The organism is Tsukamurella tyrosinosolvens (genome assembly GCF_900104775.1).
GTDB classification, from domain to species: Bacteria; Actinomycetota; Actinomycetes; order Mycobacteriales; family Mycobacteriaceae; genus Tsukamurella; species Tsukamurella tyrosinosolvens.
Map to the genome: position 1 here is coordinate 1939858 of NZ_FNSA01000003.1, position 15919 is coordinate 1955776.

16 protein-coding genes are annotated in these 15919 nt (G+C 71.0%); 9 read left to right on the top strand and 7 right to left on the bottom strand.

Going from position 1 to position 15919, the window contains the following annotated elements; translation table 11 throughout:
- Positions 1-24: 24 nt before the first annotated feature.
- From BLW32_RS10795 to BLW32_RS10810, 4 genes are read right to left on the bottom strand one after another with little or no spacing between them, the layout of a single operon-like run.
- Positions 25-972 carry an amino acid ABC transporter permease gene (locus BLW32_RS10795; protein ID WP_068525024.1) on the bottom strand — a complete coding sequence of 316 codons (948 nt, stop codon included), beginning with the start codon at positions 970-972 and terminating at the stop codon, positions 25-27.
- Positions 969-1652, bottom strand: a complete 684-nt coding sequence (locus BLW32_RS10800; RefSeq protein WP_068525025.1) for an amino acid ABC transporter permease — start codon at positions 1650-1652, stop codon at positions 969-971. Before BLW32_RS10800 ends, BLW32_RS10795 begins: the two co-directional genes overlap by 4 nt.
- Positions 1645-2844, bottom strand: coding sequence for a transporter substrate-binding domain-containing protein (locus tag BLW32_RS10805; RefSeq protein WP_074850517.1), 1200 nt, complete (start codon positions 2842-2844; stop codon positions 1645-1647). The genes BLW32_RS10800 and BLW32_RS10805 overlap by 8 nt, the downstream gene beginning before the upstream one ends.
- Entirely contained in the window at positions 2844-3572 is a 729-nt protein-coding gene (locus tag BLW32_RS10810; protein WP_068525027.1) for an amino acid ABC transporter ATP-binding protein, read from the bottom strand. Before BLW32_RS10810 ends, BLW32_RS10805 begins: the two co-directional genes overlap by 1 nt.
- Positions 3573-3716: 144 nt before the next feature.
- On the opposite strand from BLW32_RS10810, the gene miaB reads away from it, so the two are divergent.
- Positions 3717-5228, top strand: a complete 1512-nt coding sequence (gene miaB / locus BLW32_RS10815) for a tRNA (N6-isopentenyl adenosine(37)-C2)-methylthiotransferase MiaB (RefSeq protein WP_068525028.1) — start codon at positions 3717-3719, stop codon at positions 5226-5228.
- A gap of 58 nt (positions 5229-5286) precedes the next feature.
- A complete protein-coding gene (locus BLW32_RS10820; protein ID WP_231857388.1) occupies positions 5287-5913 on the top strand; it encodes an Rv2732c family membrane protein in 627 nt (208 codons plus the stop codon).
- Between the two features lie 84 nt (positions 5914-5997).
- Here the strand turns inward: BLW32_RS10820 and BLW32_RS10825 are convergent, their stop codons facing one another.
- The gene (locus BLW32_RS10825) at positions 5998-7380 is read right to left on the bottom strand and encodes a DUF349 domain-containing protein (RefSeq protein WP_082791460.1); all 1383 of its coding nucleotides are present in this window, start codon (positions 7378-7380) and stop codon (positions 5998-6000) included.
- Between the two features lie 124 nt (positions 7381-7504).
- Between BLW32_RS10825 and BLW32_RS10830 the strand changes: the two genes are divergently transcribed.
- The 5 genes from BLW32_RS10830 to BLW32_RS10850 all read left to right on the top strand — a co-directional run bounded on the left by BLW32_RS10830 (position 7505) and on the right by BLW32_RS10850 (position 12057).
- Complete coding sequence (locus BLW32_RS10830; RefSeq protein ID WP_068525030.1) at positions 7505-8131, top strand: hypothetical protein; 627 nt, start codon at positions 7505-7507, stop codon at positions 8129-8131.
- 5 nt (positions 8132-8136) lie between these two features.
- Positions 8137-9051, top strand: a complete 915-nt coding sequence (gene miaA / locus BLW32_RS10835) for a tRNA (adenosine(37)-N6)-dimethylallyltransferase MiaA (protein WP_139286343.1) — start codon at positions 8137-8139, stop codon at positions 9049-9051.
- Between the two features lie 30 nt (positions 9052-9081).
- On the top strand, positions 9082-9930 hold the full coding sequence (dapF, locus tag BLW32_RS10840) for a diaminopimelate epimerase (RefSeq protein ID WP_068742332.1): 849 nt from the start codon (positions 9082-9084) through the stop codon (positions 9928-9930).
- A 70-nt stretch (positions 9931-10000) separates the two neighbouring features.
- Positions 10001-11410, top strand: coding sequence for a GTPase HflX (gene hflX / locus BLW32_RS10845; protein WP_068742159.1), 1410 nt, complete (start codon positions 10001-10003; stop codon positions 11408-11410).
- On the top strand, positions 11407-12057 hold the full coding sequence (locus BLW32_RS10850; protein ID WP_068525032.1) for a DUF1345 domain-containing protein: 651 nt from the start codon (positions 11407-11409) through the stop codon (positions 12055-12057). The genes hflX and BLW32_RS10850 overlap by 4 nt, the downstream gene beginning before the upstream one ends.
- Here BLW32_RS10850 and BLW32_RS10855 read toward each other — a convergent pair.
- Positions 12054-12635 (bottom strand): TetR/AcrR family transcriptional regulator, encoded by a 582-nt coding sequence (locus tag BLW32_RS10855; protein WP_139286127.1) that lies wholly within the window; start codon positions 12633-12635, stop codon positions 12054-12056. The genes BLW32_RS10850 and BLW32_RS10855 overlap by 4 nt on opposite strands.
- Before the next feature lie 51 nt (positions 12636-12686).
- Here BLW32_RS10855 and BLW32_RS10860 point away from each other — a divergent pair, with 51 nt between their 5' ends.
- Positions 12687-13919, top strand: coding sequence for an acyl-CoA dehydrogenase family protein (locus BLW32_RS10860; protein ID WP_068525034.1), 1233 nt, complete (start codon positions 12687-12689; stop codon positions 13917-13919).
- Positions 13920-15068, top strand: coding sequence for an acyl-CoA dehydrogenase family protein (locus BLW32_RS10865; protein ID WP_068742157.1), 1149 nt, complete (start codon positions 13920-13922; stop codon positions 15066-15068).
- On the opposite strand, the gene BLW32_RS10870 is transcribed toward BLW32_RS10865, so the two are convergent.
- Positions 15065-15919 carry a LysR family transcriptional regulator gene (locus BLW32_RS10870; protein WP_068742156.1) on the bottom strand — a complete coding sequence of 285 codons (855 nt, stop codon included), beginning with the start codon at positions 15917-15919 and terminating at the stop codon, positions 15065-15067. The two genes, BLW32_RS10865 and BLW32_RS10870, sit on opposite strands and share 4 nt — an antisense overlap.

Here is a 15919-nt window from a genome sequence, read left to right on the forward strand (position 1 = left end):
CGCGGGTTCGAGAGGACACGGCGGTCAGTCGCCGTAGTCCTGCCGGAGGTCCCTGTGCTTCGGATCCGGGTGGGTAGTCTCCATGACCTCCTTGGACATGAGCCCGGGTTCGGGAAGCGCGTGCGGCGGATCGACGATCAGCTTCTTCTTGCGGCCCTCGCGCAGGTTCTTCTCGATGTTCGACGCCAGCGCCGAGAGGCCGAAGTTGATGAGGATCATGATGATGGCGACCACGATCAGCGAGGGGATGACGTTGCCCCACTCGTTGCCCGCCTGGATGCCGGACTTCACGACCTCGATGTAGCCGATCTGGTAGCCGAGCGCGCTGTCCTTGAGCGCGATGACCATCTGCGAGATCAGCGCGGGCAGCATGGCGGCGACCGCCTGCGGGAGCAGGATCAGCCGCATCGTCTGCGACTTCCGCAGGCCGAGGGCCTTGGCCGCCTCGAACTGACCGTTGGGCAGCGAGTTGATACCCGAGCGCAGGATCTCCGCGATCACCGAGCCGTTGTACAGGGTGAGGCCGAAGACGACCGCGAAGAAGGCGATGTAGTCCGAGGTGAACACCTTGTACACACCGAAGACGATGTACAGGAAGTAGATCAGGATCAGCACCGGGATGGCGCGGAAGAACTCCACGATCGCACCCGTCGCCCAGCGCACCGACCGGTGGTCGGAGAGCCGCCCGATGCCGAGGAAGGCGCCCATGATCATCGCGAGGATGATCGACGCGAGGGCGGCCTTGAAGGTGCCCCAGAGGCCCGGAAGGATGTACGTGCCCCAGTAGTTCGCGTCGGCGAAGGGCTCGAGCTTCTCCTGATCGAACTGGCCGTTCGCGGCGAACGCCGTGATCACCCAGGCGAACAGGGCGACCAGCACCACGATGAACACCACCGCGATGATGTTGTTGCGCACCCGGGCCTTGGGGCCCGGCGCGTCGTAGAGGACGGTCGAGGTGGACTTCGTGCTCATCGCTTCACCGCCAGTCGCTTGGCGAAGTAGCCGAAGACGGCTCCCTCGAACAGAGTGATCACCATGAAGCAGGCCGCGAAGATCACGAAGATCAGGATCAGCTGGTCACTGTGCAACTCGAGCTGCTCCTTCATCAGCAGGGCCGCCTCACCGACGCCGATGATCGACGCGATCGTGGTGTTCTTCGTGAGCGCGATGAGCACGCTGCCCATCGGCGCGATCACCGCGCGGCCGGCCTGCGGCAGCACGATGAGCTGGAAGACCTGCATGAACGACAGGCCCAGCGAGCGCGCCGCCTCGGCCTGGCCGAGCGGCACGGTGTTGAAGCCGGATCGCAGGGTCTCGCAGACGAAGGTGGCCGTGTAGACGATGAAGCCGATGACGGCCAGCCAGAAGTTGTTGTTCTCGGTGAAGTTGGCGTTGTTCGGCGCCAGCGCGAGTCCCATGTTCTGGTACAGGCCGAGCGAGAGGAACAGGATGATCAGCGTCAGCGGCGTGTTCCGGACGATGTTGACGTACCAGGTGCCGAACACTCGCATCGCCGGGACCGGCGAGACCCGCATGCCTGCGAGGATCGTGCCCCAGATGGTGGCGCCGATCGCCGAGAAGAAGGTGAGTTTGATCGTCACCCAGAACGCCGGCCACAGCTGTGGCCCGAGGTCTTCCCACATGTCAGACACCTGCCTTCGTGCACTGCGCCTGCGGATCGGCCTTCGGTAGCGTCATCGTCGCGCCGTTGACGGTGACCTTCACGTTGCCGTCCTTGTCGGGCAGCAGCCAGCTCTGATCACCGGGGACGGCGACGAGCACCGACTTCGGCTTGCCGCCCTCGACGGGGCGCCCCTGCTCGATCATGGTGTTCGCGTACTCGCCCAGGTTCTCCCGCAGCGCCTTGAACAGCTCGTTGTCGGGGTTGGCGTAGGCGAGACCGGTGTAGGTGGAGACGACCGCCGCCGGCACCATGCACGACGGGACCGCGGGGACGGCCTCCGCGTCGTAGGTGGTGGTGCCCTGCTCTCCGAGCGTCATCTGCCGCAGTGCCTTGTTCACCTCGCTGAGCGCCTCTCCGTCTCCCTTGCGCAGGCCGATGCCGTAGCGCTCGGTGGAGAACTGGTCGCCCTTCTTCTTCTCGGTCTTGGTCCCCGTGCTGCTCGTCAGGGTCACGTCCTTCGGGTAGGTCATCGGGACGATGTCGAACTCGTCCGGGTACTTGGCCTGGAAGCCGGCGAGAATCGTGGCGTCGGTGGTGAGCGCGTCCAGCACCCCGCGTCGCACCCCCTCCACGCACGAGGCGTAGCCGTCGTACTGCTGCAGCTGGACGTTCGGCAGGGCGGCCTTGACGTTGATCGCCGAGGTCGAGCCCGACACCGAGCACAGCTTGCGCCCCGAGTTGAGGTCCTCGAGGCTCTTGATCGGGTTGGCGGTCTTCTTACTCACCAGCAGCGCCTGGTAGGTGGTGAGGTACGGGCCGGCGAACGTGACCTTCTTCGTGCGCGCCGCGCTGATCGAGTACGTGGCGGCGATCATGTCGACCTCGCCGTTCTCGATCATCCGCTCACGCAACGGAGACGGGGTCTCCTTCCACGTGATCTTCGGCTCGGCCCAGCCGTTGTTCTTCGCGATCTGCTTGACGACGAACTCCGAGACGTCCACATCCGATCCGCTGTGGGACTTGTCCGGATTGCGGTTGGCGAGGCCGGGCTGGTCGTACTTGGTGCCCAGCACCACGTCGCCGTTCTTGATCGAGGCCAGCAGGCTGCGCGGGGTGTCCGTGCCGCATGCGGAGAGGAGGGGGACGGTCACGAGGGCGGCGGCGACGGCCGCGACCGCGCCCCGCCACCGTCGGGTTCGAGTGGTCTGTGGTGATGTCATCAGTGCCCCAGGATCTTGCCGAGGAAGTCCTTGGCGCGGTCCGATTTCGGTGCGGTGAAGAAGGACTCGGGTTCGGTGTCCTCGACGATCTCGCCGTCGGCGAGGAACAGGATGCGGTCGGCGGCCTTGCGTGCGAAGCCCATCTCGTGGGTCACGCAGACCATCGTCATGCCCTCCTTGGCGAGACCGACCATGACGTCGAGCACCTCGTTGACCATCTCCGGGTCGAGCGCGGAGGTGGGCTCGTCGAAGAGCATGACCTTGGGGCCCATCGCGAGGGCACGAGCGATGGCGACGCGCTGCTGCTGGCCGCCGGACAGCTGGGCGGGATACTTGTCCTTCTGCGCGACGATGCCGACGCGGTCGAGGAGCTCGAGCGCGCGCTTCTCGGCGTCGGCCTTGTTCTGCTTGCGCACCTTCATCGGGCCGAGGGTGACGTTGTCGAGGATCGTCTTGTGTGCGAACAGGTTGAAGGACTGGAAGACCATGCCGACCTCGGCGCGCAGACCCGCGAGGCCGCGACCCTCCTCGGGCAGCAGCGCGCCGTCGATCTTGATCGTGCCCGAATCGATCGGCTCGAGCCGGTTGATGGTGCGGCACAGCGTCGACTTGCCCGAGCCCGAGGGGCCGAGCATGACGACGACCTGGCCCTTGGGGACCGTCAGGTTGATGTTCTTGAGCACGTGGAGGTCGCCGAAGTGCTTGTCGACTGATTCGATCTCGATCATCGGAGCGGAGCCTGTGGGCTCAGTCGCGGGAGTGGTCATTGTCTGAGCCTATGAGTTGGGACGTTTCGCTCGCGTTAACTCGGGCGGATTGGTGCCGGAAATCTGTGAACGGAGCGATTTGCCCCCGCCGATTATCCTGGTGAGGTGATCGAAGCAGCCCCCGCCAGCCGAACGTACGAGGTCCGCACCTACGGGTGCCAGATGAACGTGCACGATTCCGAGCGCCTCTCCGGCCTGCTCGAGGACGCCGGCTACGTGCGCGCGGACGGCGGCGAACAGGCAGACCTCGTGGTCTTCAACACCTGCGCGGTCCGGGAGAACGCCGACAACAAGTTGTACGGCAACCTCAGCCACCTGGCGCCGATCAAGCGGGAGCGGCCGGGCATGCAGATCGCCGTTGGCGGCTGTCTGGCACAGAAGGACCGGGGCACCGTCGTGAAGAAGGCCCCGTGGGTCGACGTGGTCTTCGGTACCCACAACATCGGATCTCTGCCGACGTTGCTCGAGCGCGCGCGACACAACGAGAAGGCGGAGGTCGAGATCAAGGAGGCGCTCGACGCCTTCCCGTCGACCCTGCCCGCGCGCCGCGAGAGCGCGTACGCGGGCTGGGTGTCCATCTCGGTCGGCTGCAACAACACCTGCACCTTCTGCATCGTGCCGAGCCTGCGCGGTAAGGAGGTCGACCGCCGCCCGGGCGACATCCTCGCCGAGGTGCAGGCCCTCGTCGACCAGGGCGTCTCCGAGGTCACCCTGCTCGGCCAGAACGTCAACGCCTACGGCGTGAACTTCGCCGACCCCGAGCTGCCGCGCGACCGGGGCGCCTTCGCCGACCTACTGCGCGCGTGCGGCCGCATCGAGGGCCTCGAGCGGGTCCGGTTCACCAGCCCGCACCCCGCCGAGTTCACCGACGACGTGATCGACGCCATGGCGGAGACCCCGAACATCTGCCCGCAACTGCACATGCCGTTGCAGTCCGGCTCCGACCGCGTGCTCAAGGAGATGCGCCGGAGTTACCGCAGCACCAAGTTCCTGGGCATCCTCGATCGTGTCCGCGAGAAGATCCCGCACGCCGCGATCACCACCGACATCATCGTCGGGTTCCCGGGGGAGACCGAGGAGGACTTCCAGGGCACCCTCGACGTGGTCGAGAAGGCCCGGTTCAGCTCGGCCTTCACCTTCCAGTACTCGATCCGCCCCGGCACCCCGGCCGCCGACCTGCCCGACCAGCTGCCGAAGAAGGTGGTGCAGGAGCGCTACGACCGGCTCATCGCGCTGCAGGAGCGGATCACGCTCGAGGAGAACCAGAAGCAGGTCGGTCGGCGCGTCGAGCTGCTGGTGGCGCTCGGCGAGGGCCGCAAGGACGCCGAGACCAAGCGCATGTCCGGCCGCGCCCGCGACGGCCGGCTCGTGCACTTCGCCGGTGGCGAGGGCATCCGCCCGGGCGACGTCGTCGAGGTCGAGATCACCGCCGCGGCCCCGCATCATCTTGTCGCCGACGGCGGCGTGCTCAGCCACCGTCGCACCCGTGCCGGCGACAACGTCGAGGCCGCCATCACGCCCGTCACCGCGCCCGTCGGCGTCGGTCTCGGACTGCCGCCCGTCGGCCGCCCGGCTCCGGCCACCGCACCCGCGTCGACGGGGTGCTCGACCTGCTGATCGCTTCTACGACGACCTGTAGGAGACAACGCGCGGCGCAGGGTGGACAATGGAGGCCATGAACGCCGACAGCGAGAACCCCCGGAGCGCCGAAGAGCTGGAGAGCCTGCGCTCGCAGGTCGAGTCCGTCGAGCGCAAGCTCGCCGGTGAGTTCCAGGTCAGCCCGCGCATCCTGGTGGCCGCGATCGCGGTCGTCGTGGTGATCGTGTCGCTGGCGCTGCCGCACACCGGGTCGGTGACGGGCATCGAGATCATCACCGGCGACCCGCACATCGAGGGCAGCTCGCTCGTCATCGTCTCGAAGATCTTCGTCTGGCTCGAGGTGCTGTTCGGCGTCCTCGCCTCCGGCGCCGCGCTGCTGACCCGCCGCTGGGCGCTGTCGGTGATCGCCGGCGCGGGCTGCGGCGTGTCGGTGGTCTTCGGCCTGCTGTCGGTGTGGTCGCGCCAGACCCCCGGCCTCCACGGCGAGCCGCCGACCGGCGCCGGCGTCGGCCTGTTCCTCGGCTGGTTCGCCATGATCGTGCTCGCCGTCGTGTGGATCAAGACCATCTGGGCGCGCACCCCGTACCAGCTCGCCGCGGAGCAGGAGCGGCGCGACGCCGCGCAGGAGTGGGACGACTTCGCCCGGTCCAACCGCATCGGCCACCAGCCGCCCCGCCCGCAGCGCCCGACCGATCAGACGTAGGCGCGCACACCGGCGCCGGAGTCGGGGCCCGACGGAACGACGACCGCCCGGCGAGGATCCTCGCCGGGCGGTCGTCGTTGCGAGTCAGCGGTTCTCGACCGCGCCCTCCGCGGCGTCGGCCCACTCGCGCCACTGCTGCGCCTGCTCGCGCAGCCGCACGGCGTCCTTGGACTTGCCGGCCTTCTCCGCCTTCTCGGCCTGCTCCTCGAACTGCGCGACGCGGTCCCGGAACTGCGCGGCACGGGCCGCGGCCTCGGGGTCGGTGCGCCGCCACTGCGTGTCGTCCGCGGCCTTGATCTTCTTCTCGAGCGCGCGGATCCCGGCCTCCAGCGAACCCATCTGCTCGCGGGGCACCTTGCCGACGGCCTCCCACTTGTCCTGCAGCTCCCGCAGCGCGGACTTCTGTGCGGCGAGGCTCTGCGCGGACTCGATCCGCGGGGTGTACTCGTCGAGCAGGGCCTGCTTGGCCTTGCCGTTCTCGGCGAACTCGGCGTCCCGCTCGCTGGCCGCGGCGTTGCGCGCCGAGAAGAACTCGTCCTGGATGCCCTTGAACCGGGCCCACAGGGCGTCGTCGGTGTCGCGGGGCGCGCGGCCGGCCGCCTTCCACTTCGCGAGCAGGTCCCGGAACTTCGCCGAGGTCTCGCCCCACGAGGTGTCGTTCTTGAGCTTCTCCGCCTCCTCGATCAGCTCCTCCTTGCGCGCCTTCGCGCCGGCGCGCTCGCGGTCGAGTTCGGCGAAGTGGGCGCCGCGCCGCTTGTTGAACGCGTCGCGCGCCTTGGAGTAGCGCTTCCACAGCGCGTCGTCGGTCTTGCGGTCGACGCCCTTGATCGTCTTCCACTCGTCGAGCAGCGCCCGCATCCGGTCGCCGGCGGCCTTCCACTGGGTGGCCTCCGCTGCGATCTGCTCGGCCTCCGCGGCGAGCTCCTCCTTGCGGGCGATGCCCTCGGAGCGGCTCTTCTCCCGATCGGCCTGCGCGGTCACGATCGCGGTGTCGGCACCCGTCAACAGCGCGCCCACGCGTGCGGCGAGCCCGTCGAGGTCGCCCACGACCGCGGCAGTGGGCAGCGTGTCCGCGACCTGCTGGGCGGCGGCGCGGATCTTCTTCGGGTCGCTGGTGCCGCTCGCGAGCCGCTCCTCGAGCACCTCGACCTCGGTGGCCAGCTCGTCGTACTTGCGCCCGTAGTGCGCGAGGCCCTCGGCGGACTCGCCGGCCTGCCAGGAACCGACGGCGCGCTCGCCGCCGGAGGTCACGACGTAGACGGTCCCGTCCTCATCGACCCGGCCGTGCTTGCTCGGATCGGACGCCGGGCGCGTGCGCGGCGCGGCCTGCGCAGCGGGCGCGTGCGGGCGTGGTCCGCCGGGCCGGGGGCCGGGATGCGGTTTGGGGCCGGGCCGGGCGCCCGGGGTCGGCTTGGGAGCGGCGTTCTCGATCGGAGTGGTCTCGGCGATCGGGTCGTTCTCGGCCACGGGGTTCCCCTTCGTCTGCGCCGCGCGTCACGGCTGCCGTCGTCACGGACCCGCACTGCGCGCGGGCCCGGATCCATTGAAGCACTCCGCGGGCCCTCCGGCGCGATCGATTAGCGTTCTTCTCGTGCACCCGTCCCAGCGCGACCACCGGCCCGTCGCCGTGATCCCCGGCGCCCCGCTGCTCGTTCCCGAGCTGGTGGGCGCCCCTGGCGACCCGGACGCCGACCGGTTGCGCAGCGCCGCGCTCGCAGCGGGAGCGTGGCTCGGCGAGCGCGCGCGCACGTGGCGTGTCGTGGCGTCGTCCCCGCTGACCAGGGCGGACGAGGCCTCCGCGGGGACCTTCGCGGGATTCGGCGCCGACGTCGTCGTGACGACGGGGCCCGGCGCACCGTCGAACGACCTCCCGCCCAGCCCCACCTGGCCGGTCCCGCTGCTCCTCGCCGCGTGGCTGCGGGGGAGCACGGCACCGTCGGCCCGGATCGTCGACGGCGATGACGAGGCGGAGGGTGTCCTCTTCGTCCTCGACGGCCCGAACACGCTCACCGCCCGCGCGCCCGGCGGCCACCGCCCGGAGGACGAGGCGGTCTTCGCGGCGCAGGTGGACGCCGTCTGCGCCGAGGGCCCGGCCGACGGGCTCGACGACGCCTGGCGCGCAGCGGCCGCGGCCTGCGCGGGCCGGCCGGTCGACGTGCTCTACCGGGACGCCCCGTTCGGCGTCGGCTACCTCGTCGCCACCGGGGGCGTGGCGTGACGTCGATCCGGCCGATCGCCGTCGTGGGCCCCACCGCCACGGGCAAGTCCGACCTGGCGCTCGACCTCGCCGAACGGCTGGACGGCGAGATCGTCAACATCGACGCCATGCAGATGTACCGCGGCATGGACATCGGCACGGCGAAGCTGCCGGTCGCCGAGCGGCGCGGCATCCCGCACCACCAGCTCGACGTGCTGGAGGTGACCGAGACCGCCACCGTCGCCGCGTACCAGGAGCGGGCCCGCGCCGACGTCGAGGCGCTGCTCGAGGCGGGCCGCACCCCGGTGATCGTCGGTGGCTCGATGATGTACTTCCAGGCCCTCCTCGACGAGTGGAGCTTCCCCGCGACCGACCCCGACGTCCGGCGGCGGTTCGAGGAGCGCCTCGCCGAGATCGGTCCGCTCGCCCTGCACCGCGAACTCGACGCGCTCGACCCCGCCGCCGGAGCGAAGATCCTCACCACCGACGGCCGGCGGATCGTCCGGGCCCTCGAGGTCGTCACCCTCACCGGTGAGCCTTTCGCCGCGTCCGCGCCGGCGATCGGCCCGGCCCGCTGGGACACAGCGATCGTCGCGCTCGACCGCGACACCGAGGAACTCGACGCCCGGATCGACCTGCGCACCCGGCGCATGTTCGACGGCGGCCTCGTCGACGAGGTCCGCGCCCTCGAGGCCCGCGGCCTGCGCGACGGCGTCACCGCGGCCCGCGCCATCGGCTACGCCCAGGTCCTGGCGGCCTTCGACGGCGAGTACGACCTCGACCAGGCCCGCGAGCTGACCTTCATCGGCACGCGCCGCTACGTCCGGCGGCAGCGGTCGTGGTTCCGGCGCGACCCCCGCGTCGTCTGGCTCGACGGTGCCGACCCCGACCTGTTCGGCGCTGCCCTCGCCGCGCACGCGGCCCCGCCGTGGCGGGCGTGACGCGTCCGTAGACTGGTCCGCATGACCGCAGTGGACTTCCTCAAGGGCCACGGCACGGAGAACGATTTCGTGATCCTGCCGGACCCGGGCGTCGACATCGACCTCACGCCCGAGCTCGTGGCCGCCCTCTGCGACCGTCGCGCGGGGATCGGCGGCGATGGGGTGCTCCGCGTCGCCCGCGCGGGCGACCTGCTCGACGCGGGCGTCCTCGACGCGCTGCCCGCGGGCGTCGCGCGCGAGGACTGGTTCATGGACTACCGCAACTCCGACGGCTCGATCGCGGAGATGTGCGGCAACGGCGTCCGCGTCTTCGCTCACTTCCTCGCCGCGAACGCGCTGGTCGCGGGCGACGAGTTCACGGTCGGTTCCCGCGCCGGCGGCAAGCCGGTCCGCGTGCACCACGCCGACCCCGAGACCGCCGAGGTCTCCGTGTCGATGGGTGCGCCCAGGGTGTTCGGCAGCTCGTCCGCCGGGGTCGACGGGCGCGACCTCGCCGGGATCGCCGTCGACGTCGGCAACCCCCACCTCGCCTGCGTCGTCCCGGGACTCACCGAGCAGGACCTGCTGGCGCTCGACGTCGCGAGCGTCCCCACCTTCGATCACGGCCTCTTCCCGCACGGCACCAACGTGGAGATCCTCACCCCGCTCGCCGACGGTGCCGTGCACATGCGCGTGCACGAGCGCGGCTCGGGGGAGACGCGGTCCTGTGGCACCGGCACGGTCGCCGCCGCCGTCGCGGCCCTGCGCGCCGCGGGCCGCGACACCGGCGTCGTCGACGTGCACGTGCCGGGCGGGGTCGTCACCGTCACCGTCGAGGCCGACGGTGCCGTGCTCCGCGGCCCCAGCCGCCTCGTCGCGTCCGGGACCGCGCGCCTCTGACTCCCGCCGCTGTCAGCTCCGGGAAAACCCGCGTGACCTCCCGCGTCCCGGCGTGCCACACTGGAGGCATATGACAGACATGGATACCTGGGAGCCGGCTCCGACCGTCGGCGAACTCCAGTTGGAGGAGCGCTCGTCGCTCCGTCGCGTCGTCGGCCTCTCGACCGAGCTCGACGACGTCACCGAGGTCGAATACCGCCAGTTGCGCCTCGAGCAGGTCGTGCTCGTGGGCGTGTGGACGTCCGGCTCGGCGGCGCAGGCCGATGCCTCGCTCGCCGAGCTCAAGGCCCTGGCCGAGACCGCGGGCTCCGCGGTCCTCGAGGGCGTGATCCAGCGGCGCGACCGGCCCGACCCCGCCACGTACATCGGCTCGGGCAAGGCGCACGAGCTCCGCGAGGTCGTGCTCGCGACCGGTGCCGACACGGTGATCTGCGACGGCGAGCTCACGCCCGCGCAGCTCAACGCGCTGGAGAAGGTGGTGAAGGTCAAGGTCATCGACCGGACCGCCCTGATCCTCGACATCTTCGCCCAGCACGCCACCTCCCGCGAGGGCAAGGCGCAGGTGAGCCTCGCGCAGATGGAGTACATGCTGCCCCGGCTGCGTGGCTGGGGCGAGGCGCTGTCCCGGCAGGCCGGTGGCCGCGCGGGCAGCAACGGCGGCGTGGGCCTTCGCGGTCCCGGTGAGACGAAGATCGAGACCGATCGGCGCCGGATCCGCGAGCGGATGGCGAAGCTGCGCCGCGAGATCAAGGGCATGAAGCAGGCCCGCGACACCAAGCGCGGCGCGCGCCGCCGTTCGGGCGTGCCGGCCGTGGCGATCGCCGGGTACACCAACGCGGGCAAGTCGAGCCTGCTCAACGCGCTCACCGACGCCGGCGTGCTGGTGCAGAACGCCCTGTTCGCCACGCTCGATCCGACCACCCGGCACGGCGTACTCACCGACGGCCGCGACGTGGTCCTCACCGACACCGTCGGCTTCGTGCGGCACCTGCCGACCCAGCTCGTCGAAGCCTTCCGGTCGACGCTCGAGGAGGTCGTCGACGCCGACCTCCTGCTGCACGTCGTCGACGGCAGCGACGTGATGCCGCAGCGGCAGATCGACGCGGTGCGCCAGGTGTTGCGCGAGGTCGCGGGGGAGCGGGAGGCGTCGCTGCCACGGGAGCTGCTCGTGGTCAACAAGGTCGACGCCGCCGACCCCGTCGTGCTGGCCCAGCTCCGCGTCGCGCTGCCCGAGGCGGTCTTCGTCTCGGCGCACTCGCGCGCGGGCATCGACGAGCTGCTCGAGCGGATGACGCAGCTCATCACGGCGGGTGACGTCGAGGTCAGCGCCCTCCTGCCCTACGACCGGGGCGACCTCGTCGCGCGGATCCACGCCGAGGGCACGGTCGTCACGGCCGAGCACGAGGCCGACGGTACGCGGATCGTCGCCCGGGTCCCCGGGCCCCTCGCCGGAGCCCTGGCGCAGTACCCGGCGCCGTGAGCGACGCCCGCGGACTGCCGCCGTCGGCGACGGCTCGTGCGGCCCTGGCGGTCGCCATCGGCGCCGTCGCGACGGTGGCGGTCGGCGTCCCGCTGGGCTTCTCGCTGGGTGCCCTGCTCGGCATCGGCGCCGCGGCCGCCGTCTTCGCGGCCGTCGGCTGGTTCGTGCTCTGGCCGCTGGACGACGGCGCCACCCGGGCGACGGTGCGCCGGGAGAACTTCCGGCCCCGGGTCGCGGAGCTCGTGGTCGGCGTCATCGCCGTGAGCGGCCTCGCCGCGATCGTGATCCTGCTGCTCGCCGGCCGGACGGATGCGCGCAACGTCGCCGCGGCGGGCGCGCTGCTCGCCGCGTTCGCGGTCTGGGCGTCGCTGCACCTGACGTACGCCACGCAGTACGCCGCGCTCTACTACGGGGACGAGGGCGACGAGCCGGGCGGCATCGACTGGGGCACCGACGTCCCGCCCGCCTACCGCGACTTCTTCTACTTCAGCTACAACCTCGGCATGACATACCAGGTCTCGGACAACTCGGTGTCCACCCGGGAGCTCCGCAGCGTGGTGCTGCGGCACTGCCTGCTCTCGTACGTCTTCGGCACCGTCATCCTCGCGACGGCGATCAACCTCGTCGTGGGCATCGTCTCCGGTTAGCCCCGCCCCGCGGCGCCGTCCAGGAGCAGCTCGACCAGGGCCGCGGCCGTGTCCGGCTGCGGCGGCGTGCCGATGATCATGTCGGACCACAGGAATGACTCCGCGAGCCGGACGATCGCGTAGGCGAGGTCGGCCCGCGCGACGCCGCGGGCACCGTCGGACGGCGGGATCGCGAGGTCGGTCAGCCAGCCCCCCACCCAGGCGATGAGCCGGGCCTGCACCACGCTGTCGCGCGACTGCAGCACCCGCATCGCGAACTCCGGCTCGTCCGCGGCGAATCCGGCGAGCGGGGGATAGTCGCGCACCTCGTGCGCGAGGCGGCCGAAGGACCGCAGGAAGGCCGCGCGGTCGCGGACGGGTTCGGCGGCCTCGACGCGCGCGATCGCCTGGGCGATGCCGAGCCAGATCGCTTCGCCGACGACCTGTTCCCGGCCCTCGAACCAGCGGTAGAGCGTGGCCCGGCCGATCCCGCTGGCCTTCGCGATCTGCCCGAGATCCACGCGGCGCCCCTCGCGGAACCACTGTGCGGCGCGGTGGATCACCGCCACCTGGTTGTCAGGACGCTCGGGATGAGACATACTTCTATTTTGTCTCGCTAGGGCGAGGGTGTCAACGAGGGGACGACCCGGATGGATGTGACGTTCACGGCGGAGGAAGAGGCCTTCCGCGACGAGGTGCGGGAGTTCCTGGACACGCACCTCACCGACGACCTGCGCGCCGCCGGGCGCCTGGCGACCAGCGTCTACTCGGACCACGAGGCGAGCATGGCCTGGCAGGCGATCCTGCACGAGCGCGGATGGGCGGCGCCGGCGTGGCCGGTGGAGTGGGGCGGCTGCGACTGGACGGTCGCGCAGCACTACATCTTCGCCCGGGAATCGGTGCTGGCCGGTGCGCCCTTCCTCTCGCCCATGGGGATCCGGATGGTGGCGCACGCCATCGTGCGGTTCGGGACCGAGGAGCAGAAGAAGTTCTTCCTCCCGGGCATCCTCGACGCCTCGGTCTTCTTCTGCCAGGGCTACTCCGAACCCGAATCCGGATCCGACCTCGCGTCGCTGGCGATGCGCGCCGAGTCCGACGGCGACGACCTCGTGCTCACCGGATCGAAGATCTGGACCACCCACGCCCGCGAGGCGAACTGGATGTTCGCCCTGGTGCGCACCTCCAAGCAGGAGCGCAAGCAGCAGGGCATCACGTTCCTCCTCCTCGACATGACGGTGCCCGGCATCGAGATCCAGCCGCTCGTCATGGCTTCCGGCGAGGAGGTGCAGAACGTCGTCTTCTTCGACAAGGTGCGGGTGCCGAAGGCCAACGTGCTCGGGAAGATCGACGAGGGCTGGACCGTCGCCAAGTACTTGCTCGAGTTCGAGCGCGGCGGCGGCGCCTCCGCGCCGTGGTTGCAGGTCTCGCTCGACCTCCTCGCCGAGCAGGCCACGACGGTGCCGGGCCGCGGCGGACGGCCGCTGTCCGAGGACGACGACTTCCGACTCGGCCTCGCCGAACTGCGCGCCCGCGTCGACGTGCTGGAGATCCTCGAGCACCGCTCGCTCGCCGTGCTCTCGGCGGGCGGGAACCCGGGCACCGCGGCGTCGATGCTCAAGATCCTGGGCACGGAACTGAGTCAGGCGGTGACCGAGTTCATCCACAAGAGCGCCGGCCCGCGCGGCCGCGTCTATCAGCCGCACGTCACACGGCCCGGCGGCCCGGTGGTGGAGTACCTCCCGCCCGCCGACGGCGCGCACAGCGGCGACCTGTGGCAGGCCGTCGCGCCGCTGCGCTACTTCAACGATCGTGCGGGCTCGATCTACGCGGGCTCCAACGAGATCCAACGGAACATCCTGGCGAAAGCGGCATTGGGGCTGTAGATGGACTTCACACTCACCGACGAACAGACGATGCTGCGCGACGCCGTGCGGTCCTACCTCGCGGGCCGGTACCCGCTGGTGGAGTCGCGCAGCGCGGCCCGCTCGGAAGCCGGCTGGCAACCCGCCGTGTGGGAGGCCTTCGCCTCCGAGCTGGGCATCCTCGCCGCGACCCTGCCCGAGTCCGTCGGCGGGCTGGGCGGCGGCCCGGAGGAGATGATGGTGATCGCCGAGGAGCTCGGCGGCGCGCTCGTCGTCGAGCCCTATGTCGGCACCGCCGTCGTGGGCACGGCCCTCCTGCGCGGCGCGGGCGGCCCGGCCGCCGACGCGGTGCTGTCGGCGATCGCCGCGGGCGGGGCCCGGATCGCCTTCGCGCTCACCGAGCCCGGGTCCGGCCGCGAGCCGTGGGACGTCGGCGCGACGGCCGCGCGCGACGGTGACGACTACGTGCTGTCCGGCGCGAAGATCGTCGTCGCCGACCTGCCGCTCGCGACCCACCTGATCGTCGCCGCCCGCACGGCCGGCGACCGCCTCGACCGCGACGGGCTCTCGCTCTTCCTCCTGGAGTTCGACCCACAGGCTCCGCCCGCCGGCATCGACGCGCGGTACTTCCGGACGATCGACGACCATCACACGGGCGATTTGGAGCTCGCCGACGTCCGCGTGCCCGCGCGCGCATTGCTCGGGACGGAGGGGCGGGCCTGGGAGGTGATCGACCGCGCCCTCGACGACGGTGCCGCCGCCGTCTGCTGCGAGGCGGTCGGGATCATGCGCCGCGTCGTCGCCGAGACCGTCGAGTACGCGAAGCAGCGCAAGCAGTTCGGCGTACCGATCGGCTCCTTCCAGGCGCTGCAGCACCGCATGGTGGACATGTCGCTCGAGCTCGAACAGTCAGTGGCGGCGAGCTACCTCGCGGTGCTCAATCTCGACGCGGAACCGTACGTCCGGCGTCGTGCGGTCTCGGCCGCGAAGATCACCATCGCGCGGGCGGCCCGGTTCGTCGGGCAGAACGCGGTCCAGCTGCACGGTGGCATGGGCATGACGGAGGAGTTGGCGATCGGCCACTGCTTCAAGCGGCTCACTGCGATCGAGACCGAGTTCGGTTCCGCCACCGATCACCTGCACCGGTACGCGGAGGTGACCGCGGACTAGGCGCGTTCCGCCTGGTCGTCGCGGGTCAGTGACGCGGCGGCACGGCGGACGGCCGCGCGGACGGGCTCGGGGACGCGCGCTCCGACGCTGACCGCGAGTGCGATGGGTGGCATGGCGGGCATCGTGTCCACGGCGACGAGGCCGTCGGTCGCGTCGATCGCGGGGAGCAGCGTGACGCCGAGCCCGCTGCGGGCCGCGGAGTACAGGCCCGCGAGGTTCGCCGCCTCGGCCGCGACCACGTAGTCGATCCCGTTGCGCGCGAGCGCGTCCGCGGCGGGAGCGCGCAGGACGCAGGGGTCGTCGAAGAGGAGGACCGGAACGGCGTCGTCCGGGCGCCGCCACTCCCGAGTTGCATACCAGTGCAACGCAATGGGGCCGACCGCGTCCGGGTGGTCGAGCGGGGCGAGGAAGACTGCGACGTCGGCGAGCCCGCGCTCCACGGCCCCGGCGATCTGCGCGCTGCGGTCGAACCGGAACTGGGCCGACCAGCCGCCCGGGAGCGTCCCGAAGCCCCGGCTGAGCTCGGGGATGAGGCGGTCGGCGCCGTGCTCGGTGGCGGCCACGGAGAGCGTGCGGGTGGTGGGGGAGGCGAGGGCGTGCACCGCGGTGTCGTGGGCGTCGAGGATGGTCTGCGCGTGCCCGAGGAGGCGGTTGCCGTGGTCGGTGAACCGGATTCCGCGGCCCGCCTTCTCGACGATCGTGCCGCCCGTGGACTTCTCGAGCCGGCGCAGGTGCGCGCTGACGGTCGACTGGGTGAGGTGGAGCGCTTCGGCGGCGCGGTGGACGCCGCCGCAGCGCGCGATCGCGACCACGCTACGGAGCGGGACGATGTCCAGGATCGGCTCGGCCAT